The 23,493-nt window shown below is 60.4% G+C and carries 23 protein-coding genes and 1 riboswitch; of the genes, 11 read left to right on the top strand and 12 right to left on the bottom strand.

The features are described 5' to 3' along the window. Positions 1-332: 332 nt before the first annotated feature. The gene (locus JMJ95_RS05050) at positions 333-1,025 is read right to left on the bottom strand and encodes a PHP domain-containing protein (protein ID WP_290683292.1); all 693 of its coding nucleotides are present in this window, start codon (positions 1,023-1,025) and stop codon (positions 333-335) included. 186 nt (positions 1,026-1,211) lie between these two features. On the opposite strand from JMJ95_RS05050, the gene JMJ95_RS05055 reads away from it, so the two are divergent. Next, positions 1,212-2,117 (top strand): glycosyltransferase family A protein, encoded by a 906-nt coding sequence (locus JMJ95_RS05055; RefSeq protein WP_290683294.1) that lies wholly within the window; start codon positions 1,212-1,214, stop codon positions 2,115-2,117. Between the two features lie 2 nt (positions 2,118-2,119). Further along, positions 2,120-3,355 carry a glycosyltransferase family 4 protein gene (locus tag JMJ95_RS05060; RefSeq protein WP_290683296.1) on the top strand — a complete coding sequence of 412 codons (1,236 nt, stop codon included), beginning with the start codon at positions 2,120-2,122 and terminating at the stop codon, positions 3,353-3,355. A gap of 445 nt (positions 3,356-3,800) precedes the next feature. Here JMJ95_RS05060 and JMJ95_RS05065 read toward each other — a convergent pair whose 3' ends face one another. The 7 genes from JMJ95_RS05065 to JMJ95_RS05095 all read right to left on the bottom strand — a co-directional run bounded on the left by JMJ95_RS05065 (position 3,801) and on the right by JMJ95_RS05095 (position 9,436). Continuing rightward, a complete protein-coding gene (locus JMJ95_RS05065; protein WP_290683298.1) occupies positions 3,801-4,454 on the bottom strand; it encodes a TrkA family potassium uptake protein in 654 nt (217 codons plus the stop codon). 84 nt (positions 4,455-4,538) lie between these two features. Next, a complete protein-coding gene (locus JMJ95_RS05070) occupies positions 4,539-4,721 on the bottom strand; it encodes a hypothetical protein (protein WP_290683300.1) in 183 nt (60 codons plus the stop codon). A gap of 196 nt (positions 4,722-4,917) precedes the next feature. Beyond that, complete coding sequence (locus tag JMJ95_RS05075) at positions 4,918-5,193, bottom strand: response regulator (RefSeq protein ID WP_367153759.1); 276 nt, start codon at positions 5,191-5,193, stop codon at positions 4,918-4,920. Between the two features lie 378 nt (positions 5,194-5,571). Continuing rightward, positions 5,572-6,174, bottom strand: coding sequence for a cyclase family protein (locus tag JMJ95_RS05080; RefSeq protein WP_290683304.1), 603 nt, complete (start codon positions 6,172-6,174; stop codon positions 5,572-5,574). A 24-nt stretch (positions 6,175-6,198) separates the two neighbouring features. Then, positions 6,199-6,642: a hypothetical protein gene (locus JMJ95_RS05085; RefSeq protein ID WP_290683306.1), complete on the bottom strand. Its 444-nt coding sequence runs from the start codon at positions 6,640-6,642 to the stop codon at positions 6,199-6,201. A 453-nt stretch (positions 6,643-7,095) separates the two neighbouring features. Beyond that, the gene (locus tag JMJ95_RS05090) at positions 7,096-8,037 is read right to left on the bottom strand and encodes a helix-turn-helix domain-containing GNAT family N-acetyltransferase (RefSeq protein WP_290683308.1); all 942 of its coding nucleotides are present in this window, start codon (positions 8,035-8,037) and stop codon (positions 7,096-7,098) included. Between the two features lie 115 nt (positions 8,038-8,152). Then, positions 8,153-9,436 (bottom strand): radical SAM protein, encoded by a 1,284-nt coding sequence (locus JMJ95_RS05095; RefSeq protein ID WP_290683310.1) that lies wholly within the window; start codon positions 9,434-9,436, stop codon positions 8,153-8,155. Positions 9,437-9,600: 164 nt separating this feature from the next. On the opposite strand from JMJ95_RS05095, the gene JMJ95_RS05100 reads away from it, so the two are divergent. The 3 genes from JMJ95_RS05100 to thiT all read left to right on the top strand — a co-directional run bounded on the left by JMJ95_RS05100 (position 9,601) and on the right by thiT (position 11,549). Then, entirely contained in the window at positions 9,601-10,473 is an 873-nt protein-coding gene (locus JMJ95_RS05100; protein ID WP_290683312.1) for a VIT1/CCC1 transporter family protein, read from the top strand. Between the two features lie 50 nt (positions 10,474-10,523). Further along, a complete protein-coding gene (locus JMJ95_RS05105) occupies positions 10,524-10,700 on the top strand; it encodes a pyrimidine dimer DNA glycosylase/endonuclease V (protein ID WP_290683314.1) in 177 nt (58 codons plus the stop codon). A 188-nt stretch (positions 10,701-10,888) separates the two neighbouring features. Next, positions 10,889-10,996: riboswitch (TPP riboswitch) on the top strand. A 37-nt stretch (positions 10,997-11,033) separates the two neighbouring features. Beyond that, entirely contained in the window at positions 11,034-11,549 is a 516-nt protein-coding gene (thiT, locus tag JMJ95_RS05110) for an energy-coupled thiamine transporter ThiT (protein WP_290683316.1), read from the top strand. Here the strand turns inward: thiT and JMJ95_RS05115 are convergent. Next, positions 11,506-12,609, bottom strand: coding sequence for an A/G-specific adenine glycosylase (locus JMJ95_RS05115; RefSeq protein WP_290683318.1), 1,104 nt, complete (start codon positions 12,607-12,609; stop codon positions 11,506-11,508). The genes thiT and JMJ95_RS05115 overlap by 44 nt on opposite strands. A 101-nt stretch (positions 12,610-12,710) precedes the next feature. Here JMJ95_RS05115 and glgB point away from each other — a divergent pair, with 101 nt between their 5' ends. Continuing rightward, positions 12,711-14,630 carry a 1,4-alpha-glucan branching protein GlgB gene (gene glgB / locus JMJ95_RS05120; protein ID WP_290683320.1) on the top strand — a complete coding sequence of 640 codons (1,920 nt, stop codon included), beginning with the start codon at positions 12,711-12,713 and terminating at the stop codon, positions 14,628-14,630. Between the two features lie 49 nt (positions 14,631-14,679). Here glgB and JMJ95_RS05125 read toward each other — a convergent pair whose 3' ends face one another. From JMJ95_RS05125 to JMJ95_RS05135, 3 genes are read right to left on the bottom strand one after another with little or no spacing between them, the layout of a single operon-like run. Then, the gene (locus JMJ95_RS05125; RefSeq protein WP_290683321.1) at positions 14,680-15,924 is read right to left on the bottom strand and encodes a Zn-dependent hydrolase; all 1,245 of its coding nucleotides are present in this window, start codon (positions 15,922-15,924) and stop codon (positions 14,680-14,682) included. 34 nt (positions 15,925-15,958) lie between these two features. Continuing rightward, a complete protein-coding gene (locus JMJ95_RS05130; protein ID WP_290683322.1) occupies positions 15,959-16,828 on the bottom strand; it encodes a DMT family transporter in 870 nt (289 codons plus the stop codon). A 6-nt stretch (positions 16,829-16,834) separates the two neighbouring features. Then, positions 16,835-17,860 (bottom strand): aldo/keto reductase, encoded by a 1,026-nt coding sequence (locus JMJ95_RS05135; RefSeq protein WP_290683323.1) that lies wholly within the window; start codon positions 17,858-17,860, stop codon positions 16,835-16,837. A 386-nt stretch (positions 17,861-18,246) separates the two neighbouring features. Here JMJ95_RS05135 and JMJ95_RS05140 point away from each other — a divergent pair, with 386 nt between their 5' ends. The 5 genes from JMJ95_RS05140 to JMJ95_RS05160 are packed head-to-tail and all read left to right on the top strand — an operon-like array spanning position 18,247 to position 23,432. Then, on the top strand, positions 18,247-19,209 hold the full coding sequence (locus JMJ95_RS05140; RefSeq protein WP_290683325.1) for a sugar-binding transcriptional regulator: 963 nt from the start codon (positions 18,247-18,249) through the stop codon (positions 19,207-19,209). After that, positions 19,196-20,005, top strand: coding sequence for a BtpA/SgcQ family protein (locus tag JMJ95_RS05145; RefSeq protein WP_290683327.1), 810 nt, complete (start codon positions 19,196-19,198; stop codon positions 20,003-20,005). The genes JMJ95_RS05140 and JMJ95_RS05145 overlap by 14 nt, the downstream gene beginning before the upstream one ends. Further along, a complete protein-coding gene (locus JMJ95_RS05150; RefSeq protein ID WP_290683329.1) occupies positions 20,002-21,483 on the top strand; it encodes a sugar ABC transporter ATP-binding protein in 1,482 nt (493 codons plus the stop codon). Before JMJ95_RS05145 ends, JMJ95_RS05150 begins: the two co-directional genes overlap by 4 nt. A 1-nt stretch (position 21,484) precedes the next feature. After that, positions 21,485-22,444, top strand: coding sequence for an ABC transporter permease (locus tag JMJ95_RS05155; protein WP_290683331.1), 960 nt, complete (start codon positions 21,485-21,487; stop codon positions 22,442-22,444). 58 nt (positions 22,445-22,502) lie between these two features. Beyond that, complete coding sequence (locus JMJ95_RS05160) at positions 22,503-23,432, top strand: sugar ABC transporter substrate-binding protein (protein WP_290683333.1); 930 nt, start codon at positions 22,503-22,505, stop codon at positions 23,430-23,432. Positions 23,433-23,493 lie beyond the last annotated feature (61 nt).

Here is a 23,493-nt window from a genome sequence, read left to right on the forward strand (position 1 = left end):
TGCCCGCTCTCAAGGAGCGGATCAGCGCGCGGATCGAGGTCGTTCCCCGGACCGGCGGCAGAAGCCTGATCACCGGCCCGGGGTGCCTTTGCCTGTCATCCTGACGGCGTGGTTCTCGCCGGAAGGACCTCGGTTTGCCCCTAAGGGACGAAAAACCAACCCCGAGATCCCTCCCCTTCAGGGATGCTACGCGATCGTCCGTGAACCCTGCCTCGGGATGACTGACTTACTCTGTCGTCCCGAAAGGGGACTGGAATGTGGAAGAGTTGAAAGAGGGAGGGGTGCAAACCAGCAAGGGCTGGAAAATTCCGGAACAATCGGCTGACGGGTGTTCAGAAAACGTACTGTCGTTCCTGTTCCTTCCGGCGTGATGAGGCCTCTATTAGAGGCACCCGGTCCGCAGGTGCCGTATGGGTGCGATACTGACCGTCTTCAAGAACAACGGGTTCAACAAGGCCTGCACGGATAGCACGGATCAGGTCCCGCTCGTTTCTTACAGGTTGAAGAAACCGTGTCGCACAGAGCCCCACACGCTCCGGAAGGTGCGCGTCGCTTCCTCCGAGGCGGGCCAATCCCAGTTCGAAGGCGAGATCCGATGCCATGATGTTGTGATGCCGGCGGGTGCTTCCATTCAGGGCTTCAATGCCGTGCAGGCCACGGAGCCCCAGTATTTCATTTCCCAGCCCTCTGCCGTTGTCGCGAAAAGGGTGTGCGCTTACGGCGCATCCTCCCTGCCGGTTGACGATGGAAACAAGCTCATCCGCATGCATCGCGCGATCGGGCACCTTGTCAAGGCCGAAGATGAGCAGGTCTCCCTCGAACGTCAGGAATTCCATGCCGACCAGAACAAGGAAGTCATGCCTGTGCGTCAACTGCTCGGCAAACCGCCGCATTCCCATGTGCTCATGATCGGTGACGCATAACCCGTCAAGCCCTGTCGCTTTTCCGCGAAGTATTGCCTCGCGGATAGGGAGAGGACTGTCGTAGGAAAATTCTTTTGAATGAACGTGGGTATCAAGAATCATTGCCCGCTCCGGTGTCTGGATGTGATAAAAGCACAACGAGCGGAATTATACTTATAAAACATTAGAATGTCAAAGATGGATGCGGGTTGTGTTACGGGTTGTTCCGGGAGAAAGGTGCATCTCTTTTCGGGTATGCTTTATGCTACGATTGACCTCATCCGGAGCAGGACGAAAGGGGAGAATACCGTGCCCGAAGTGACCGTTGTCATTCCGCTCTTCAACAAGGGGCCCTATATCGGACGGGCGCTCTCATCCGTCCTGAACCAGGGCCTGCAGAATATTGAAATCCTGGTCGTGGATGACGGATCCTCGGATGATGGCCCCGAACAGGCAGCGGCCTTTTGTGACCAGCGCGTCCGCCTGATCCGTCAATCTCACGGAGGCGTTTCCTCCGCGCGAAATAACGGAATCCGGACTGCCGGCTCACACTTTATCGCTTTCCTCGATGCGGACGACGAATGGCATCCCGGTCACCTGGAAACCCTGCTTCGCCTTCATGCATCCTTCCCGGGCGCAGGAATCTGCGCCACGTCCTACATGTTCATCCTGCCTGACGGGAGCACGAGAATGCCGACATTCTCCGGATTTCCCGGTCCGACCTGGGAAGGGCTTCTGCCTGACTACTTCAGGGCTGCAGCTATGGGCAAACCGCCGGTCTTTACTTCTGCTGCCGGAGCTCCCAAAAAAGTGCTGCTCGAGGCAGGGCTCTTTGCCGAGGGGGTCCACCTTGGAGAGGATCTTGACCTCTGGGGACGGATTGCACTGGAATACCCGGTCGCGTTCAGCCATTTCGGGCCTTCCTGTTACAGAAAAGACGCCGGTAACCGCCTTTGCAGGCGCATTCCCCGGGAGCGGGAACTGCCCTTTGTTGCAACTGCCCGTGCCGGGCTTTGCGAAGGAACGGTGCCGGACCACCTGGTTCCTTCGCTTCGGGCCTACTGCTGCAAGCTGATCTATCTTTCCTGCAGGCATCTGCTGCGAACGGGGCGAACGGAAGATGCGGCCCTGCTGCTTCACAACTCGGGGTTTGAACGCGAAGAAAACGGCCACATCATGAGAATACGGACTGCCATTGCCGGAAAGGAGAGCTGAGAATGAAGATTCTTCACCTCTTGAGCCAGCGGCCGGATTCCACAGGGAGCGGGACAACGCTTCAGGCCATCCTCATGGAATCGGAAAAATCCGGACATGAAAACATGGTCGTGGCTGGCATACAGGAAGGTGCTCTCCCGTTTTTTCCCGGCCTTTCAAATCTTCGGACCCGTTTCGTCACCTTCGGGGGAGGAGACCTCCCCTTCCCGATGCCGGGTATGAGCGACGTTATGCCCTATCCGGCAATGAGGTTTTCCGACCTGACGGACCGGCAGCTCTCATCCTATAACGATGCCTTCAAGACGGCGGTTCTGGAGTCTGTTGACCGGTTCCGGCCGGACATTATCCACTCGAACCACCTCTGGCTGGCCACGTCTCTCGCCCGCCGCTCCCTTCCGGGCATCCCCATGGTCGCCACGTGCCACGGCACAGATCTTCGGCAAATGCGCACATGCCCCGGGTTCAGGCCGGATGTTGTCTCCGGGTGCTCAGGCCTTGACGGAGTATTTGCGCTGTATTCAGGGCAGGTGGAGGAGATACGGCAGGTCTACGGCATCCCTGCCGAACGGATCCACGTCACAGGCGCCGGATTCCGGAGCGAACTGTTTGTTCCGGGAGAGAAAACGGCAGATATCCCGACAATCGTCTACGGGGGAAAACTGAGCCGTGCCAAGGGGGTACCCTGGATGCTCCGGGCATTCGCTTCCGTCACCGACCTGCCGTGGACGCTGCTTCTCGCAGGAGGAGGAACCGACCCCGAACGGGCCGAATGCATCGAGCTCGCCGGGAGGCTCGGGAAACGGGCAATCATCGCGGGGCCTTTGAAACAGGAAGAATTCGCGGCCGCCCTGTCCGGGGCGAACATTTTCATCCTCCCCTCCCTTTACGAGGGACTTCCCCTGGTACTCCCCGAGGCTCTTGCCTCCGGCTGCCTCTGCCTTGCCACCGACCTGCCGGGTGTCAGGGACATCCTCAAAATTGCAGGAAAGGACTGGCTCCGGCTAATTCCCTGCCCTCCCCTTGAAGGCGTTGATACTATCGCGCCGGGATACGAATCGAAATTCGTCAGCGACATTGCTGCAAACCTGAGGAAGGTACTGACGGACCTCGTCGCCGGAACGCTATCGGCGGAATCGTACAGAGAACTTGCTGAACGGCTGAAAAACATCACATGGCAGGCGGTGTTTCAGAGGATGGAGAAGGTGTACTACACGCTGGCAACCGTCAAATCCCGGTGAAGGGGAAAAAGCGAGATCCTTGCTGCGCTCGGGATGACCAACCGGGGTGCTGGCGTCCCGAACCGATCGCAGCGACGGATTGCGCAGCATCTCCGGAGGGGGAGGATCTCGGGGGGTGATTTTTAAGATTCTAGAAACAGGTCCTTCACTCCGCTCAGGACGACAGACAAAACCGGATCCCTCCCATTCGTTGGGGGATGACCTACCGGGGTGCTGACGTCCCGAACCGATCGCAGCGACGGATTGCGCAGCATCTCCGGAGGGGGAGGATCTCGGGGGTGATTTTTAAGATTCTAGAAACAGGTCCTTCACTCCGCTCAGGACGACAGACAAAACCGGATCCCTCCCATTCGTTGGGGGATGACCAACCGGGGTGCTGGCGTCCCGAACGGATGCCGGAAACGAACCCGTCCGTCCGTAAAACGTTTTGCCGGAGCTGAACCCTTTATTCCTCCACCCACTTCCTCAGGTCTTCCCTCTGACCGGCCACGAGAATCATGTCCCCGGACTCGATGGTGGTCTCCGCCCTGGGAATGAACCGTTTCCCGCCTCGGTTAATGGTGAGGATCACCGCGTTGTAACGGACTCTGAAATCAAGCTCTGCCAGGGTCTTGCCTGTCATTTCTGGGTTGGGGCGGATTTCGCCCACATAGAAGAGCGACCCCGGGACCTGGGCGAAGTGGGACATCCACGGGAGGACAAGCAGCTGTGCCAGCCGTTCTCCCATGTCCCGCTCGGGAAAGATGACCCTGTTGGCTCCCACCCGGGCGAGAACCCGGGCATGAATGTCGTTTTCCGCCCGGGCGATGATATAGGGAACGCCGAGGTCCTTCAGGCTGGTGGTTGCAAGAATGCTGGCCTCGACGCTTTCTCCTATGGCGACCACCGCGACGTCGGCTTCCTTGGCGCCGCATTTGGCAAGAGCCTCGGCGTCGGTGGCGTCCGCCTGAACGCACATGTCAACGAGTCCGGCGGTTTCCTCGACACATTCATTGTCATTGTCTACAGCTATGATCTGGTTATGAAACTCGGAGAGGGTTTTGCACAGAGACTTGCCGAACCGGCCCAAACCGATGACCAGCACCACTTTTTTTTTCACGTTCGTTCCTCCATGAGGGTAGGTGAGGAGATTCCGGCGCACCCGTCCTGCGGATGATACCGGAATTCAGGCGCCGCTGCGGCTTCAGTGGGTTTTGACCCAGCGTTCGGCCTCGCTCGGAGACGAGTCCCCGTCCCCGGTGAAGACTAGGACGTCATCGTCTTTATACAGAACGATGGAATGATCCGAAAAAAACAGGCGAAGGCAGCCGTTTTCGTCGAATGAGAAAGAGCGGCACTTTTCGGCAAGATCACCAAGACACAGCATCCTTCCCCACTCCTTCCTTTCCCGATTTTCCACCGCCTTTTCGCGGCATGATATTAACATTATAGACCACCAGAGGGCAAATTAAGACACCGTCAAGAAAGAAGCCGTGACCTAAGGACTCTCTGATTTAAGGAACCTCTGAATAATGTCGATTAATGTGTTAAAAATGGGTCGCGTGAGGACAAAATATTTTTTGTCAGCCCTTCCTCAGGTCTTGTCGCTTTCGTTGCCCCTGACCGAGAGGATCAGGATGGGCGAGTTCATCCAGGTGCGCAGTTCCCGGCAGACGTCCCTGCCGTCCATGCCAGGGAAGGGAGAGGTCGAGGATGACGAGTTCCTGGTTGGTTTCGATGGCCTTTTCGATGCCTTCTGCACCGCCGGAGGCAAGGGGCACGTCGTACTTCCGCAGGGAAAGAATGGACCGGAGGGTCCTCCTGACGGATTCTTCGTCGTTGATGACCAGTATTCTGATGCTTCTTTTCCGGGGCGCTCATGAGAGGTCGTCCTCCGTCCCCTCCCTGATGTGCCCGGCAGGGAGATGATGAAAACCGCTCCTGAAGGCGTATTGTCTTCGACACGGATTGTCCCCCTCGTGGACCCTGGCGATTTTTCGAAGCGATGGGCAATCCGAGCCCCGTTCCGCCGGGAAGAGGTCCCGAGTGAATTCTCCGGAAGAACTTGGTAAAGATCATGTTTTTTCATCGTCAGGTATTCCCGGGCCGTTGTCGCTGGTGCGGATGTCGAGTCCGGACGCGCTTTTTTCCGCTCCGACGAGCCCGGGGGCGAAGATGAACGGATGTTTTTTTCGCCCAGTGCCTGGTTTTTTTGTAGTAGGTCATCCCATGTGCCCTTACAGGCTGCATTCCCGGTCAAAACTGAACAGCACGGCCCGGCAGGGTGCGCCTTCCGCTCCCCGGATTTTGAGGGGGGCCGCCGAGAGGAAATATTCCCCGTCGGGAACCTCTTCCAGCCACAGGGATTCGATGAGGGCCACGCCGCCTGAAAGGAGAGGGAGGTGAATGCCCGCTTCGTTGTCCAGCGGGGCCACGGAGGAAGAGTCCGTTCCCAGGGTGAGTATTCCCCGGCTGAGCAGAAAGGCCGCCCCCGACGGGGCGAGAAAGGATGTGCCGCCCGATTTCAGCAGCAGCCGCATGGTTCCTTCCGGGAGGTTGTTCCTGAGGTGTTCTTCAGTGATGAGGGTGTGTCCCGGAACGGAAAGGACGTGGCAGGGGCCGATAAAATGGTCGAGGGGCATGCCGGCGATATCCTGCCCGTCGCGGCGGAAGTGTAGAAAAGCGTCGCAGTGGGTGCCGGTATGGAGGCTGCAGGAAAGGGAACTGAGATTGAAGTCCGCTCCCCTGCGCATGTCGAAGACGGTTTGCAGTTCCGGCTCCCGGTCGCCCGGGTAGACGGGCGACGAAAGAAGCTCCCTGGTGATGTCGTAGCATTTCATGAACAGGGCTTCCTTTCCGGTCCCTTACAGGGAGAAGGGCTCAACCGATTTGAAGATGCCCGTTTTCGTCATGTTCCGGCGGGTTTCAAAGCCGCCGACGGCTTCCCCAGGATCGATACCCGCCGGGGCAAAGGAATTGGTGTCGTCCCACCGGTCCCTGTGTACCCGGAGGCTGAAAAGATACTGGTCCTCTTCCCGTCCCGGTTCGCCGTATCCGGACAGGGTGCAGGCAAGGGGTGCCGTGAGCGGAAGGGGGCGGAGTTGAATGTCGATGATCACCTGGATAGATCCGTTCTTCCCGTCTGCGGCGTTCCTGCCCTCCGAAACCCCGTCCGGCCCGAAGGAAGGAACTCCTGCGTTCTTTGAGCCGCCGGGCCAGGGAATGGGAAGTTTCTTGCGGTAGAAGATGCCCGATCCGAGAATGGTCACGTTCGCACGGACACCCCTGCCGACTCCTTTCGAACCCACTGCGGCGCTGACGCCGCACCCTAAATCCGCAGGTTTTTCAGGCAGAGGGAGTGTCGCCGGGCATAAGGTGAATTCGCCCCGCCAGGGGCGAAGAGATTATCCCCTGGGGGACAGCGCCCGGGGGAGAGAAACCGACACGGATGTCGGTTTCACAAGCAGGCAACCGGCGAACGCAGGGAGCCGTGTTGATCGCTTGGGCAGTTGTCAAGGACGACAATCTGCACCCCCCGCCCAAGCGAGCACCGGTGACGCTCCCTCTGCCTGCGGATTTAGGGCACTTGCTCAGGTTGGCCCTGATTCCCGGCGCGATGGGGATGGTCTTTCGAAAAGGGATGCTCACGGTGTTCTTCTCAACCTCCTTTTCGGAAAAGCCTGTCGTTCTTTCGTCACGAAGGGGAAAAGCTTCAAAGCCGGTTCCGCCGGAGCCCCGCCTCGTGGAAAGGAAAGAGATGCCTACGCATCCTCCTCCTCGGGGTCGACGAGAAGGTAGTCCCACCGTTCTTCGGTGATCTTCCTCCCCCAGATGGTATGGTTCACTTCCTCCGTGGGGGAGAAACCGTAGAGTTCGTAGAGATGACGGGCTTCCCTGAGTTCGGAGAAGGTCCAGAGGAAGATGCGGTGGTAGAGGTTCATCCTGCAGAATTCCATGGCTTCGTCCATGAGCCGCCTACCGATGCCCATGCTCTGGAATTCCGGATGGACGAGAAGCCAGCGGAGCTTTGCCGTCCTGTCGTCCTCGTGGTCTATGGCTATGGACCCCACCACGGCGCCGTTGTGGTCCGCAACCCAGGCTCCGCCTTTCCCTCCCTCCCGGTTTTTCAGAAAGCGGGCCATGCCGTCAAAGAGGTAATACTCGAAGGTGCTGTCGAGGTTGTATTCTCTTATGTAGAAATCCATGTGCTGCCATACCACGAGACCCAGTTCTCCCGGCTTCGCGGGCCGGATGATCACTTCTCCGGGTTCGCAGGTCAGTATGCTCCGGATGGTGTCCATGGATCGCAGCAGGGCTTCCACGTCCACCTTCGTCATGGGGGCCAGTAGTTCTGAAACCTTCTGGTCCGATGCTTTTTCCAGGGCAGTGAGGACATGTTCGCCTCGGGGAGTGAGGCGGAGAATATAGGCCCTGCCATCCAGGGGAGACCGTTCCTTTTCCAGGAGTTCATCGTGTTCGAACCGGCGGATGATCCTGCTGAGGTATCCCGGGTCGAGCCCGAGCTCGACGTTGATCTCGCTCGCGGTAGGGGTTCCTTTGTGCTTGATTTCGTAGAGGACCCGCGCTTCGGCAACGGAGAAGGGGCTGTTGAGTACCGACTGGTTGACTGCTCCTATGACGCCGGTATAGAATCTGTTGAAGCTGCGGATTTGCTTCGTGATCTTTTCAGGAATGTCCTTCACTTGTTTTGCCCTCCTTTCAGATACTCTCATGCTTTATAGTATTCCGGTTTATTGATGATGTCAAGCAAAATATGCAATTCTTTCTTTATTGTCGTCGCTTTTCTTTCAGATGTCCTCACCCGGCCATTCCCGCCTTCGCCATGTCCTTGAGGACCTGGAGCTCCCCGGGGGACATGGTGCCTGCGAGATAGGCGGAGTAGGCCGTCTTGTTGGAGAGCAGGGGTTCGTCTCGGAGGGCGGGGAGCGAAACGGCAGCCTCCTCGAAGGAGGGCGTTCCCGGAACAGGTGAAAACTCGGCTATCCTCGGTTTGCCCCCATGTTCCAGGACGAACCGGATGGAACGTTCCACCGACCGGACCGACTGGCCCGGCACTCCGGCGAGGATGTAGGTCTCAAGCTGCCGGTCTGAAAAACCGGCCTTTCTGAGGGCGGCCAGGGCGGCCAGGTATTCTTCGTCCGATGTCTTGTCCGACCCTCTGTGCTGCATTTCCGGGTCCGAGCTTTCAAAGCTGAGGCGCAGTGTCTGGAATCCGCTTTTCTTCAGCATTTCGGCGCAGCCGTCATCGATCTCCCGGACGTGGAGGCCGTTGGGGGTGTGGAGCCCGATGCCGGGGTACCGTTCGTTCAGAGTTTCAAGAAGGGGAAACAAATGCCGTTCCTTTCCTGCCAGGAGGGCGTCGTCGTAGAAGGCGAGGTCCCTTACTTCGCCGCTCGAGAGCTGTCGCGCCGCGTCCTCCGTCACGAGAGCCGGGTCCCTTCTCCGGTAGGTCGGTTCGAGAAGACGGGATGCGCAGTATTCGCACCGGAAGGGGCAGCCGAAGGTCGTGGCGAGGACACCGTACCGCAGTCCCCGGTACAGGTCGGTGGCAGGCAGGGAGAAATCGAGGTCCATGGGTTCCGTCTGGATCATGTCTGCTCCGGAGAGTTTTGCGTGTTCAGGGCAGAGCCGGGCGTACACGCCTCCGAGGATCACCGGGACGCCGGGAAACACCTGCCGCAGGGTGTCAATGCAGCTGAAGACCCCGTCGTACCAGTAGGTCATCATGGAGGTCACGAGGATAAAGTCTGGGGCAGGAAACCTTCCGAGGAGGACGCGGAAGTCCTCTTCCCCGAGGCCGAAACGGCGGTAGCGCCTCGGAATGGAGGCGAGGCAGGCGGGTTTGGGGATCTCCGTCTTTTTGACGGCGTTTCTTCCGAAGGAGAGCTCCCCCGTTCGTCCCTCAAAGATGCAGTCCGCCAGGTAGACCCGGTTCCCTTGCCGGCGGAGGAAGCCCAGCAGGAAGAGGAGACCCAGGGGCTTGGCCCAGAGGTCGAAAAAGGTGAAATCATGCACGGGAGGATTGACCCCCAGGACCACGGCTCCCGTCATTTTTCGAAAGAAGGGCGACAGATCGGACACGGCGGTATCTCCTCCCCATATTCCCTCCCGTGGCCGGAAGGGGAGAAATCATGCCGTGGAGTATAATAACAAAAACGCGCCGGTCCGGAGCGGTAGCGGGGCGGAAAAAAACTCCGTCCTCTTTTTTTGACAGGGGCGGAAATCTGTATACCGGGAGAATTCTGATGATGTCTATAACCGAAGAAACACGATCCATTCTTTTGGGGTTCCAGAGGACGGAGATTACGGAGTACGCCGTTTACTCGGCGCTGGCGAGGCGGGTGAAGGGCCCGAACGGGGAACTGTTTTTGAGAATAGCCGAAGATGAAAAGAGGCACGCTTCCATCTGGGAGCGGTATACGGGGGTTTCCCTTCCTCCGGACAGGTGGAAGGTGGTCCTTTTCGTCCTGTTGGCCCTGGTGTTGGGCATCACCTTCGCCATCAAGCTCATGGAAAAGGGCGAGAAACGGGCGGAGAAGAACTACGGCGCGGTGAAGGAGGCCATTCCCGAGGTCGCTGTGATTCTCAGGGAGGAAACGGAGCACGAGGCCGCCCTTGCCGACCTCATAGACGAGGAGCGCCTCCGATATATGAGCTCCATGATCCTGGGACTGAACGACGCCCTGGTGGAACTCACGGGAGCCCTGGCGGGCTTCACCTTCGCCCTCGGCAGCGGCAAGCTGGTGGCCATGGCGGGAAGCATCACGGGCATCGCCGCCGCCCTCTCCATGTCGGCGTCGGAGTATCTCTCCCAGAAGTCAGAGGAAGGGGACCGAAAACCCCTCAAGGCCGCAGTGTACACGGGCCTCATCTACCTGGGCACCGTTGTGGTGCTGGTCTTCCCCTATATAATTTTTGACAGCCCCTTTGCGGCCCTGTCCCTGACACTTCTGAACGGGGTAGGCATCATTCTGTTCTTCACCTTTTTCATGTCGGTGGTCCGGGATGTCCCCTTCCGGAAGAATTTTCTCGAGATGCTCTCCATCAGCCTCGGCGTGGCGGGCATTTCCTTCCTCATCGGGTACCTCGCCAGGCTCTTTCTCGGAGTGGAGCTCTGACGATATCGGTACGGTCAGAGACGGGTTTTGAGTGAAATGAAGGAGACATCATGCAGACCTTTCTCCCCTACCCCGATTTTTCCGCTCCGCCGAGGTGCTTGATGTCCGCAGGCTTGGCAAGCAGAGGGCGGAGACCCCTACAGCTTCTGAACGGCCTCTCGCCGGAGTACGCCCTCCGGGGATGGCGGAACCATCCTGCCCGGACCATGTGGAGCGGCCATCCCTAAATCAGCAGGTTTCTCTCCCCTCAGGCGCCCTCTCTCAGGGGATATCTTTGCAAAGAGCGCGGAGCAGGATCTCTTCGCCCCGGGGATGGCGAATTCACCGTATGTCCGGCGGTGACGCTCCCGCTGCCTGCGGATTTAGGCGGGTCTCGGGACGGTGACCGGAAAGAAAGAGAAGAGTATAATATCCTCATTCGCATCGGGGGAGTTCGGAAAGGACTGAGAGGGGGCATCACAGCCCCGACCCCTGGAACCTGATCCGGGTCATGCCGGCGAAGGGAAGGTGCCCGTTTCAAGGACATTCCTCCGACGCATATCTGCAAAGGAGGATTTTTTATGCCCGGTGATAAAAACAGGATTCTCGTGGAAGGCTCCCTCGCGGTTGCCCTGTCGGTCGTCTTTTCGGCCCTGAGGCTGTGGACCATGCCCCAGGGCGGCTCCATTACCCTGGAGATGGTGCCTCTCTTCCTTTTCGCCCTGCGGAGGGGAGGAAAGGCGGGATGCTTCGCGGGAGCCGTTTCGGGCATCATGCAGCTCATGACAGGCGGCTACGTAGTGCACCCCCTCCAGGCGCTGCTCGACTATCCGGCGGCCTTCGGCGTTCTCGGCCTGGCCGGGTTCTTCGCGGGCAGCCCCCTGGTGGGGATGGCCCTTTCGGGGCTGCTGCGGTTCGGATGCCACGTCCTCTCCGGAGTGATCTTCTTCGGCAGCTTCGCCCCCGAGGGAAGCAACGTGTGGATCTACTCCTCGGTCTACAACGGCTCGTTCCTTCTTCCCACCCTTGTTGTGTCCGCCGTGCTGGTGCACCTCATTCTGCCCCGGCTTTCGGTCTTCGGGACGGGCAGGCGATAAGCCCGGCCCTGAACAGCATCTTCCGTACTCCGGCGCTCCCGGCGGGAAGGGGAATGGAGGCGAGTTCGTCGCCCCCGGCCCATCTCCCTCCGGGAACGTTCTGTTGCAGGCCGTCCGGGGCAGGAACCACCGTCACCCGGAGAGAGACGCGCCACCGGGTGAAAGAGCACCGGACCAGGCCGAAATCAGCCCCTTCGGTTTGCGAAAGCGCGGGAGGAAGGGGCGGTTCCGCCGGAGGAGCTTCCCAGGGGAACTCTTCGAAGCCGGCCCAGAGCCCCCGGGGAGGACGCTTCCGGAGGTAGACTTTTCCTTCCCTGAGAAGGACGATCATCCGCCCTTCCGCCGTTTCCCCCTTTTCCCTCCCTGAAAAGACGGGGCGGAGCAGGACCGTCCCCCGTTCACGAGCGCGGCAGATCCCTGAAAGAGGGCATTCTCCGCACTTGGGCGACCGGGGAAGGCAGAGAGTGGCCCCGAGCTCCATCACCGCCTGGTTGAAGTCCCCTGGGCGGTCCCGGGGAAGGATGCGGACAAAGGCCTCCCGGACGGCCGCCTCGCCGGCGGAACGATCCACCGGGCTTTCGAGGTCGAGAAGGCGGGAGAACACCCTCTTCCCGTTGGCGTCCACCGCCGGAACGGGAAGGCCGAAGGCGATGCTCGCCACCGCTCCGGCGGTGTAAGGGCCCACGCCGGGAAGGGCAAGGAGCTCCTCGTAGGACTCCGGAAGCCTGCCTCCGAGGGTAGCGGCGATCACCTTCGCCGCCGTCAGGAGGTTCCGTGCCCTGCCGTAGTAGCCCATGCCCTCCCATGCCTTGAGGACGTCCTCCTCGGGGGCGCGGGCAAGGGCTTCCGCTGTGGGAAAGAGGGCGGTCCACCGGAGGTAGTAGTCCGCCGCCCGGGATGTCTGGGTCTGCTGGAGCATCACCTCGGAAATCCATATTTTGTACGGGTCTGCCGTCTCCCTCCAGGGAAAGGGACGCCGGACCCGGTCGTACCAGTCTAAAAGGGCTGTTGTGGTCTGCTCCCCATACCGCCCGGAGGTGAAGATTCCCTTTTCCGTCATGAAATGACTCCTTCCGTGTTCTTTCGGAAAAACTGTTCTCTCTGCCGTCATAGGGTACAATAACTTACAGATTGATGCACCACCTGGGGGAGGAGAGAACCATGACCGGAGCAGAAAAAACGCAGTATGATTTTTCCCTTTTCGGGGAGATGGATTCTTATCTCTTCCGTGAGGGGAACCATTGCCGCCTCTATGAAAGACTCGGCGCCCACGTCACGGAACACGGCGGGAAGCGGGGAACATACTTTGCCGTCTGGGCTCCCAACGCCGAGGAAGTGAGCGTGACCGGCACCTTCAACGAGTGGAACAGGACCGCCAACTACCTCTCTTCCCGGAAGGACAGCTCCGGAGTCTGGGAGGGTTTTATCCCGGGAGTGGAAAAAGGTGCGCTCTACAAGTACTCCCTCCGCACCCGCGGGGGGGAGGTCATCGAGAAAGGGGACCCCTTTGCCTGCTTCTGGGAAGTGTCCCCGAAGACGGCCTCCATAGTCTGGCCCCATGAATACGAATGGGGAGACGGGGAATGGATGGCTTCCAGGAAGGAGAAAAACGCCCTGGACGCCCCGATGTCGGTGTACGAGGTTCATATCGGCTCATGGAGGAGGAATCCCGTGGAAGGGTTCCGGTCACTCTCGTACCGGGAACTCGGCCACGAGCTGGGAGACTACGCTCTGTCCATGGGGTTCACCCACGTGGAACTCCTTCCGGTGATGGAGCACCCCTTCTACGGCTCGTGGGGATACCAGACCCTGGGCTACTTCGCACCCTCCAGCAGGTACGGCACCCCGGAGGATTTCATGTACATGGTGGACGTGCTGCACCAGAAGGGCATCGGCGTGATCCTCGACTGGGTGCCTTCCCACTTTCCGGCGGACGGTTACGGCCTGGCGAAGTTTGACGGCACATGCCTTTACGAGCACGAGGATCCCCGGAAAGGCTACCACCCCGACTGGGGAAGCTGGATTTTCAACTACGGCAGGAACGAGGTGAGGGGGTTTCTGCTGAGCAGCGCCTTCTTCTGGCTCGACCGGTTCCACGCCGACGGCCTGAGGGTGGACGCCGTGGCCTCCATGCTCTACCTGGACTACTCCAGAAAGGCGGGGGAGTGGATCCCCAACCGGTTCGGCGGCCGGGAGAACCTCGAGGCCATCGACTTTCTGAAAAAACTGAACGAAGCCGTCTACGGCGAGTTTCCCGACGTACAGACCATCGCCGAGGAATCCACCGCGTGGCCCATGGTCACCCGCCCCGTGTTCGTGGGGGGGCTGGGGTTCGGCATGAAGTGGAACATGGGGTGGATGCACGACACCATTGCCTTCATGTCAAAAGACCCGGTGTACCGGAAGTACAGCCACGACAAGATCACCTTCAGCATCATGTACGCCTTTACGGAGAATTTCCTTCTTCCCTTTTCCCATGACGAGGTGGTCCACGGCAAGGGATCCATGCTGGGCAAGATGCCCGGGGACGCCTGGCAGAAATTTGCCAACCTCCGAGTGCTCTACGGCTATATGTTCGCCCATCCCGGCAAAAAACTCCTGTTCATGGGGTGCGAATTCGCCCAGGGGAAGGAATGGGACCATGACGACAGCCTCCAGTGGGACCAGCTTTCCATCCCGGAGCACAGGGGAATCTCCCTTCTCGTGGCGGAGCTGAACCGGGTGTATCGGCAAGAACCGGCCCTCCACGAGCGGGATTTTACTCCCGACGGCTTCGAGTGGTGCGATTTCTCCGACTGGGAAAAGAGCGTGGTCTCCTTCGTCCGGAAGAGCGCTTCCGGCGACATGATCCTGGCCGTGTTTAACTTTACCCCGGTGCCCAGGCTCCATTACCGGATTCCCGTTCCCTGCGGGGGCTACTGGCGGGAAATCCTGAACAGCGATGCAAAGGAATACGGCGGTTCCGGGTTCGGCAACTACGGGGGGCTTCACTCGGAGGAGCTTCGGTGGAAACAGGGCGAACACTCCCTCTGCCTCACCCTTCCTCCACTGGGGATGCTGTTCCTGAAGCTGGAACGGTAAAGAGGGGCGGACCCGACAGGGTCCACCCTTGTCAGTTTTTCGCTGGTTTTCAGACCATGGCCTTCGCCAGGGAGAGCACGGCGCCCAGAACCACGTCCACGCCCTTCTTGATCTGGCCGTAGTCGGTCCACTCCTCCGGGCAGTGGCTCCGTCCTCCCTTGCTGGGTACGAAGACCAGTCCCGTGTCCGTGGCCGATGCCATGATCATGGCGTCGTGCCCTGCGCCGCTCTGCATGACCATCGACGAATAACCCCGCTTCGCCGCCTCCGCCTCGAAAAGGCCGAGGATCTCCGCCGACATCTCCACGGGACTGACGGTGAGCTTGTCGGTGACGGATATGGCGACGCCGTGCTTCTTCTCAAGCTCCTTCAGGAAGGCGGCGAAGGACCCGGTCACCTGTTCGAGCTTCTCCATGTACACCGACCGGACGTCGATGGTGAAGAACACTCTCCCAGGAACGATGTTCGCCCCGCCGGGGAAGACTTCCATCCTGCCCACGGTTCCCACCGTCCCCCCGGCGGCTTCCTTCGCCGCCCGGTCGAGGAAGAGGACTGCCTCGGCGGCGGCGATCAGGGCGTTGCACCGCATGTCCATGGGGGTAGTCCCGGCGTGGTCCGGCCTGCCGAGGATCTCCACGTCCCTCTGGCTGATGCCCACGACGGACTTGACAAGGCCGAGGTCGGTCCCGCTGCTCTCGAGGATGGGGCCCTGCTCGATGTGCATCTCGATGAAGGCCTTCAGACTGCCCTGGGGCCGGACTGCCTCGCCGATTTTGTCGGGATCGAAGCCGAAGGCTTTCATGGCCTCTGCGGCGGACACTCCGTCCCGGTCTTTGAAGATATCCAGGGCTTCCCTGGTGACCTTGCCCGTCATGGCCCTGCTGCCGTACAGCCCTCCGCCGAACCGGGCTCCTTCCTCTTCCACCAGAGCGGCGAACTCCAGAGGATGCTCCGAGGCGATGCCGTTCTCATGGAGGACCCTGGCGATCTCCAGGCCCATGACCACTCCTGCCGGGCCGTCGAAGGCCCCGCCGTTCTTCACCGAGTCGAAATGGGACCCGATCATGATGACCGGCGCCCCGGGGATGGTTCCCTCACGCCGCCCGAACAAATTTCCTGCCGTGTCCTCGAAGACCGTCAGCCCCGCCCCCCTCATTTCAGAGGCTATGTAGTCCCTGGTCAGCCGGTCCTCCCTCGAGAAGGAGAATCTCGTCATGCCCTTCCCGGGCGTGGCCGTAAACCCGGCCATGGTTTCGATGTCCCTTTTTATCCTCTCTGTTTTTGCCTCCAGCATGTCTATTCTTCCTTCTTTCCTTTTGCCGTCCGTTCTATTCTTCTTTTGACGCGATGAAAATCCCCGCCAGAATGAGAGCGCCCCCCGCCGCCTTGCCCAGGGTCACGGGTTCGGAGAGGAAGAGGGCCGCGAGGATGGTGCTGCCGATGGGCTCCCCCAGAAGGCAGAGTGCCACGGTCCCCCCGGAAAGCCAGCGGAGGGCCCAGTTGTAGCTCGAATGGCCGAGGATCTGGGGCACCAGGGCCATGAGAAAGAAGGCGGCCCAGGTTGTTCCCGAATACCCTGAGGGCGGGAGCCCCATGGCGGCCACGATGGCCCACAGGACAAGGGCGGATGTGCCGTAGTTCAGGGTCACGTAGCCCGTCAGGGACATCCTTGGGCGGACTCTTCTGCCGAAGAGGATGTACAGGGCGGCAAAAAAGCTTCCCAGCAGGGCGAGAAAATCACCCCAGAGGGCGCTCCCCCCGAGGGCAAAATCGCCCCACCCTATGATGACCCCTCCTGGAAGGGCGAGAAGCAGGCCCTTCTTCAGCCGGGAAGAAAAAGGATCTCCCGTCAGCAGGGGGGAGAGCAGGCCCGTCCACAGGGGAATGGCGTTCACGATGACCACGCTGCTCGCCACGGTGGTGTAGAAGAGAGAGGAGATCCACGTGGCGAAGTGCAGGGCAAGAAAGCCCCCAGAGAGCACCACCGTCAGGAGGTCTTTTCTGGAGAGGGCCCGGGCCTCCCGAAGGGTGCCCGCCCCCGTGAAGGGCAACAGGAAAAGGGTGGCGAGCCCCGTCCTGTAGGCGGCGATCACCAGAGCCGGCGCATCCGCCATGCGGGCGAAGATGGCCCCGGTGGAGATGGCGAACACTCCCACGAAAAGGACGAGCCGGATCGATACCGGGGGCTTCTCCGCCACGACTGTCTAGGCCTTCGCCTTCCTGTGGCCGAGATACAGATCGTAGTGCTTCTTCAGCATGGTCGGAATGGGTAGGGTGTAGGGGCACTTTTTCACGCAGGCCCCGCATTCCGTGCACTTCGTCAAGGTGTCCATGTTCGCGGAGGCGAACTCCGAGGCCACCTCCGGGGACATGCGGCTCGCCAGCAGGGGGTAGATCATTCCCTGGGTGATGGAGACTCCCTGGGGGCAGGGCTGGCAGTACTCGCACCGGCGGCAGAACTGGCCTCCCAGTTCTTTTCGGACCGCTTCCATGGCGGCAAGGTCATCGGCGGTGACCTCGTTTGGTTTCTCATAGAACGCGACGATCTGCTCCACCGATTCCGCCGAGTCATACCCGGGGATGGGGAAGAGGTTCTCGTGGGAACGGAGGTACTTAAAGGCCAGGGCCGCGTCGGTGATGGCCCCGCCCGCGAAGGGTTTCATGGCGAGGATGGCAACCCCCTTTTCCCGGGCGAGGGGGTGGAGTTCCTTTGCCGCATCGGTTTCGATGAAGTTGAAGGGAAACTGGATGGAGACGAACAGGCCGGATTCCACGTGCTTCCTCGCCATGGAGAGGCTGTGGGAGGTGATGCCGATGAAGCGGATCTTCCCCGCCTTCTGTGCCTCCAGGGCCGCCTCCATGGCGCCCCCCGGAGCCAAGATCTTCTCCCAGTCCTTTTCGAGGACCACCTGGTGGAATTGGAAAAGGTCGATATAGTCGGTATTCATGCGCCTGAGACTCAGGTCGATGTGCTCCGCGGCGGAGGGGGCGTCCCGCTTCATGGTCTTGGTGGCGAGGAAAATCTTGTCTCTCACCGGGGCGAGGGCCCTGCCGATCTTCTCCTCGCTGTCGTGGTAGGCGTTCGCCGTGTCAAAGAGGGTGATGCCCAAGTCGAAGGCCCGGCGGAGGGTCCGCTCGGCATCGGCAAAGGATAGCCGGATGATGGGAATGCCTCCGAATCCTACTTCAGACAGGGAAACTCCCGTTTTCCCGAAGGGAAAGTATCTCATGGTCGTCAGCTCCTTCTCGCCGGACGGTTTCCGGCATTTCGTAAAGGATAGCAGAGAACTCGCCGGAGCGGAAGAGAGGAGAATGATCGTAAAACCGCAGGTTTTTCGGGCGGCGGGAGTGTTGCCGGGCGCAGCGCCAGGCCGAGAAACCGACAGGGATGTAGGTTTAACAAGCAGGCAACCGGCGAAGGAAGAGAGCCGCGGGACTCGCTTGAGCAGTTGTCACGGATGACAATGTGCACCGGCGGCCCAAGCGAGCACCGGAAATGCTCCTCGCTGCCCTTCCTGTGCCGCAAATTTCAGGGTTTGCTTTCCCGTTGCACTTTGCCTATACTGTGCCTGGAGAGAAAATTATTTCAGGAACATCTTTCAAACGGAGGAACCCTATGTATTCGGACGCCCTGCTGGTAAAAGCCTCGGAACTCTACTACTACTCCCGGATGTCCCAGGCCGAGATCGGCCGGGTGCTGGGTGTCTCCGTCCCCACAGTCTCCCGCATCCTCCAGGAGGCCATGGAACGGGGAGTCATCGAGGTCCGCATCCGGGACACCCTTACCCGGACGGCCGACGCCGAGGAGGAACTGAAAAAGAAATTCGGCCTGCTGGATGCCGTGGTGGTGGAGATTCCCCAGGACACGGACGGCAATTTCCTCCGCAAGCTCCTCGGCAAGAAGGCGAGCGAGCTGATGCCCCGATACTTCGACCGGGGAGGAACGGTGGGCATAGGGTGCGGGGTGACCATCAGGGAGATGATCGAGTCCCTGGACCGCTCGCGCCGTTTTCCCGACCTGAGGATCGTCCCCCTTCTGGGGGGATGGGGCAAGGAAGAGCCCGAGCGGGAAACGAACCGCCTCGCCAGCGACATGGGCAATATCCTGGGGTGCGCTTTTTCCTATCTGCTTGCCCCGGCCATAGTCAGTTCCGCGGAAGTGCGGGACCTGCTGCTGCAGGAACCCCAGATCCAACTTACCACCCGCCTGTGGGATTCGGTGAAGACGGCCTTTTTCTCCATCGGCCCCGAACTGGACAGGATGTTCTTTCCCTACATCCCGGCGGAGTACCTCGACATGGAAAAGGCCCGCAAAGTGGGAGGCGTGGGCGACGTGCTCGGCAGGATCATCGACGGGAAGGGGGAGGAAGTGCCCATCCCCTACAACGGCAGGCTGGTGAGCATCCCCTTCAAAACCCTCAAGAAAATTCCCCGCCGTGTGGGCATCGGCGGTGGGCCCCAGAAATACCGGGGAATCTACGCCGCCCTGGCGGGAAAACTTGTGAACGTGCTCATCACGGATTACGAGACGAGCGAATATCTCTTGCACCTGGAGGCGATGGAACATGACGGTATTTGAAGAACTGTTCAAGGTAAAGAAACCCCTTCTCGGGATGGTGCACTTTCCGCCCCTTCCCGGATCCCCCCTCTACGACGCAGGGGCGGGTATGCGGAAAATCCGGGACACGGCCCTGAGGGACGCGGAAGCCTTGGTGAAGGCGGGTTTCGACGGTATTGTCTTCAGCAACGAGGGAGACCGCCCCTATCTTTCGAAGGTTGACAACGCCACTGTGGCGGCCATGAGCAGGGTCATCTCGGAAACCTCGGCGACCTTTGACGTACCCTTCGGCCTTTCCGTCCTCGCCGATCCCGAGGCCGCCGTGGCCATCGGAGCGGCGGTGGAGGCAGATTTCGTCCGTATCTTCCTTTCCTGGGTCTTCGTGGGCGACTGGGGCATTGTGGACCCGGACGCGGGGAAGATCCAGAGGCTCAAATCCTCCCTGTCCGGGAACATGAAGGTGTTTGCCAACATCTCGGGCCATACGGAACCCCTGGGGGGCCGGAAGCTCGAGGACATCGCCAGGGGCGCGGTAAAGTTCGGCCTCGCCGACGCGGTCTGCCTGGCGGGCACCACTGCCGGGAGCGAGATTGCCGAGGACGACCTCCGGGCTGCCCGCCGGGGAGCGGGGGATGCCCCCGTGATCGCCGGCACCGGCGTGAGCGTTGAGAACGCCGAGCGTATGCTCTCCCTGGCCGATGGCGTGATCATGGGAACAAGCATCAAGTATGGCAGGGACACCTTCAAACCCGTGGACCCGGAGAAGGCCGCCGAGTTCATCCGCCGGACGAAGGAAATCAGGGACAGGCTGAAATGACCGTCCTCGAGACCCGGAACCTCACCAAGGAATTTCCCGGGGTACGGGCACTTTCCGACTTCTCCTTCACCCTGGAGAAGGGAGAGATTCATGGGCTCGTGGGCGAAAACGGGGCGGGGAAATCCACTCTGGTGAAGATCCTCGCGGGGGTTCACACCCCTACTTCGGGGTCCTTCCTTCTGAACGGCGGAGAGATGCATTTCCGGTCTCCCCGGGACGCGGCGGACTGCATCGGCGTGGTGCACCAGGAGAGAGAGCTTGTGCCCCATTTTTCAGGGTGGGAGAACCTTTTCCTCGGCCTTGAATTTACCTCCGCCGGTTTTCTGCGGAAGAAAAAGATGCGGGAAGATGCCCTCCGGTTTGCTGAAAAATACGGCATGGACGTGGATCTCGACGCCCCCGCGTCCGAGATGGGCAGCGGGAGACAGGAAATGCTCTCCATCCTGAAGGTGCTCTTCCGGAACCCGGAAGTGGTGATCTTCGACGAACCCACCGCCCCCCTGAGCGTGAAGGAGTGCGAAAGCCTCTTCGCCCTCATCCGGGACCTGAAGGCCCGCGGACTGGCCATTCTGTACATTTCCCATCATCTTTCCGAAGTGCTTGAACTTACGGACCGGGTAACGGTCCTCAGGAACGGGAAAAAGGTGGATACATTGGATACTTCCTCCGTGGACGAACAGGGGCTCATCCGCCTGATGATCGACAGGGATCTCGCCGGGCAGTACCCCAAGCGTCCCATTGCGCTGGGGGAAGAGGTCTTTGCGATGGAAGGATGCTCTTCGGCGGCAGGCAGGTTCAAAGACGTGTCCTTTTCCGTCCGCCGGGGAGAGATCGTCGGGTTTGCCGGGCTCGTGGGCTCGGGCAGGACGGAACTGGCCCGGGCGGTCTTCTGCGGTCTCCCCTTCGAGGAAGGCGTCATGCGTCTTGCCGGAAAAGCCTTCACTTCCCGGAGCCCCGGAGAGAGCATCGGGAAAGGCATTGCCATGATACCGGAGAACCGCAGGGAAGAAGGGGTCGTCTCCGACCTGTCCGTGGGAGAAAACCTTGTGCTGCCCCTGCTGGGCAATTTCACCTCCCTGGGCTTTCTCCGGAAGAAGGATGCCGCCCGGCATGCCGTCTCGGTTTCGGAACGCCTGTCCATCAAATCGGCGGGGCTGTCCCAGGACGTGCGGACCCTGAGCGGAGGCAACCAGCAGAAAGTCTCGGTGGGGAAGTGGTTTGGCACACCCTCCTTACTTTGGATTTTCGACGAGCCCACCCAGGGGATCGATGTGGACGCCAAGCGGGAGGTGTACTCCATCATGGAGGATCTCGCCGAGGGCGGGGCTGGCGTGTGGTTCATCAGTTCCGATCTTCGGGAGCTGCTCGCCATGGCCGACAGAATCATCGTCATGAGAAACAACCGCATCGCCGGGGAGTTCCGCCCCCCCTGCGACAGCGAAGAAATACTCGCCACCATGATGGGGGAGGAGAGCTGACATGTCCCAGGAAAAACTGAATTTCCAGCGGTCGCTGACGAGGTTCGGCACCATACTCGCCCTGATCGTCATCTCGGCGGGTTTTGCCCTTGCCGTCCCCGGCTTTGCAGGCGGGGAGAACATCATGAACATCCTGCGGCAGATCGCCCTGCTGGCGGTCATTTCAGAAGGTTTTACCATGTGCCTCATCGTAGGCGAACTGGACCTGGCCTTTCCCCATATCGCCAGCCTGTCAGGGGCTCTCGTGGCGGGGCTCATCTTCGGGGGAATGCACCCCCTGGCGGCGGTGCTCTTCTCCCTGGCCGTGGGGATCGCTTTCGGCCTGGCGGCGGGACTGTTGGTGACCAAGATCGGCATCCCGTCCCTCATCACCACCCTTGCCACGGGCATTATCGCCGGAGGCATGGTCTATATGTATACCAAGGGAGTCTCCTTCTACGGCCAGATGCCCCCATCCTTTCTAGCCCTCGGCAGGGGGAGCGTGGGACCTGTACCCTCGCTCATCTTCATCATGTTCGCTGTGGTCGCCGCGGCCCAGGTAATGATCTCGTGCACCCGCACCGGCAAGTACATGCAGGCCACGGGGGCCAACCCGGCGGCGTCGCGCCTCGCGGGCATCAACATCGACCGGTGCAAAATCCTGGCCCTCTGTCTTTCGGGACTGGCGGCGGCCTTCACGGGCATCCTGCTCACGTCCCGCCTCGGTTCGGCCAACCCCGAGGGCGCCTCGGGGTTCATGATGGACGCTTTCGCGGCGGCCCTCCTCGGTATGACGGTCCTCAGCGTCGGCCGGGCGAATCCTTTCGGTACCTTCGTCGGTGCCCTCATGATTGGGGTCATCAACAACGGCATGACTCTCGCCGGGGCACCCTACTACACCCAGGACATCGTGAAGGGGCTCATCATCCTGCTGTCGGTCACCATTACGTCCCTTCAGGCGAAAAAGATGGCGCGGCACTGACCGCGTCCGGAAAGATCCATTGAACCGGAGCGAAACACCAATCAGGGAGGGAAGAACGATGAAAAGAACGGTACTTTTGTTGGCGGCAATAGCGGTTGTCCTCGCGGCGGCGGGGTGTGGTGAGGCGAAGGAGATTTCGGTAGGCTTCATCGCCACGAACTTTTCGGCGGAGGCCCAGGCGAGGGTGGCCAATTCTTTCGAGAAGCTGGCAAAGGAGAAGGGCTGGGACGTGAAGATGCTTAACTCCGCCGGATCCATCGAGACCCAGTCCAACCAGCTCGAGAACCTCTACCAGATGAAGGTTGACGCCGTGGTCATGGCCATGGCCCATCCCCAGGAAATCCGTCCCGCTCTGGACAAGCTCGTGGAGGCGAAGATTCCCGTGATCACCATCGACTCCGGGTACGTAGACGGCGTGGTGGCCGACATCACCGCCGACAACTTCGCCATGGGGGCGAAGGCATCCACCTTCCTGATGGACACCATCGGCGGCCAGGGCAACATCATCGTCATCAAGTTCGAGAAGCACTACGGCACCCGCCGGAGGGGAAAGGTCCTCGACGTGGTCCTCACCGAGTACCCCGGCGTGAAAGTCCTGGCCGAGTACAGCGTGGTGGCCACCAAGCGCTTCATGGATGACACGAGGGCCGCGATGGAGACCTACGCAACCCGTTTTGGCGAGCAGATCGACGGCGTGTGGTGCGCCTTCGACCAGCTTGCCTACGTTGCCGGCGACGTTCTCCAGGAGAGAGGAAACAAGAAGGCCGTGATCGTGGGCGTTGACGGCAACCAGGAGACCTTCCGGCGGATCGGCGCCGGACAGATGTCCGCCACGGTGGCCCAGCCCTTCGAAGCCATGGCGGGGAAGGCCATAGAGCTGGTGAACTCGCTCGCCGTGGAAGGAAAGACCGTTGAGGAAGCCACGGGCGGCCGGAAGATCTTCTACATGGACGCTCCTCTCATTGACAGGACCAGCCTGCCGGAATAACAACCGTACAGGAAAAAAACAGCACGCTGCGGGCCGTCGGAAGAACTATTCCGCGCGGCCC

Source organism: Aminivibrio sp. (assembly GCF_016756745.1).
Classification (GTDB): Bacteria; Synergistota; Synergistia; order Synergistales; family Aminobacteriaceae; genus Aminivibrio.

Coding starts and splice junctions, on each gene's coding strand:
- JMJ95_RS05050 (WP_290683292.1), bottom strand. CDS start 1,025: ATGATTCTTGATACCCACGTTCATTCAAAAGAATTTTCCTACGACAGT.
- JMJ95_RS05060 (WP_290683296.1), top strand. CDS start 2,120: ATGAAGATTCTTCACCTCTTGAGCCAGCGGCCGGATTCCACAGGGAGC.
- JMJ95_RS05070 (WP_290683300.1), bottom strand. CDS start 4,721: ATGCTGTGTCTTGGTGATCTTGCCGAAAAGTGCCGCTCTTTCTCATTC.
- JMJ95_RS05080 (WP_290683304.1), bottom strand. CDS start 6,174: ATGAAATGCTACGACATCACCAGGGAGCTTCTTTCGTCGCCCGTCTAC.
- JMJ95_RS05100 (WP_290683312.1), top strand. CDS start 9,601: ATGATGTCTATAACCGAAGAAACACGATCCATTCTTTTGGGGTTCCAG.
- JMJ95_RS05105 (WP_290683314.1), top strand. CDS start 10,524: ATGCAGACCTTTCTCCCCTACCCCGATTTTTCCGCTCCGCCGAGGTGC.
- thiT (WP_290683316.1), top strand. CDS start 11,034: ATGCCCGGTGATAAAAACAGGATTCTCGTGGAAGGCTCCCTCGCGGTT.
- JMJ95_RS05115 (WP_290683318.1), bottom strand. CDS start 12,609: ATGACGGAAAAGGGAATCTTCACCTCCGGGCGGTATGGGGAGCAGACC.
- glgB (WP_290683320.1), top strand. CDS start 12,711: ATGACCGGAGCAGAAAAAACGCAGTATGATTTTTCCCTTTTCGGGGAG.
- JMJ95_RS05125 (WP_290683321.1), bottom strand. CDS start 15,924: ATGCTGGAGGCAAAAACAGAGAGGATAAAAAGGGACATCGAAACCATG.
- JMJ95_RS05135 (WP_290683323.1), bottom strand. CDS start 17,860: ATGAGATACTTTCCCTTCGGGAAAACGGGAGTTTCCCTGTCTGAAGTA.
- JMJ95_RS05140 (WP_290683325.1), top strand. CDS start 18,247: ATGTATTCGGACGCCCTGCTGGTAAAAGCCTCGGAACTCTACTACTAC.
- JMJ95_RS05145 (WP_290683327.1), top strand. CDS start 19,196: ATGACGGTATTTGAAGAACTGTTCAAGGTAAAGAAACCCCTTCTCGGG.
- JMJ95_RS05150 (WP_290683329.1), top strand. CDS start 20,002: ATGACCGTCCTCGAGACCCGGAACCTCACCAAGGAATTTCCCGGGGTA.
- JMJ95_RS05155 (WP_290683331.1), top strand. CDS start 21,485: ATGTCCCAGGAAAAACTGAATTTCCAGCGGTCGCTGACGAGGTTCGGC.
- JMJ95_RS05160 (WP_290683333.1), top strand. CDS start 22,503: ATGAAAAGAACGGTACTTTTGTTGGCGGCAATAGCGGTTGTCCTCGCG.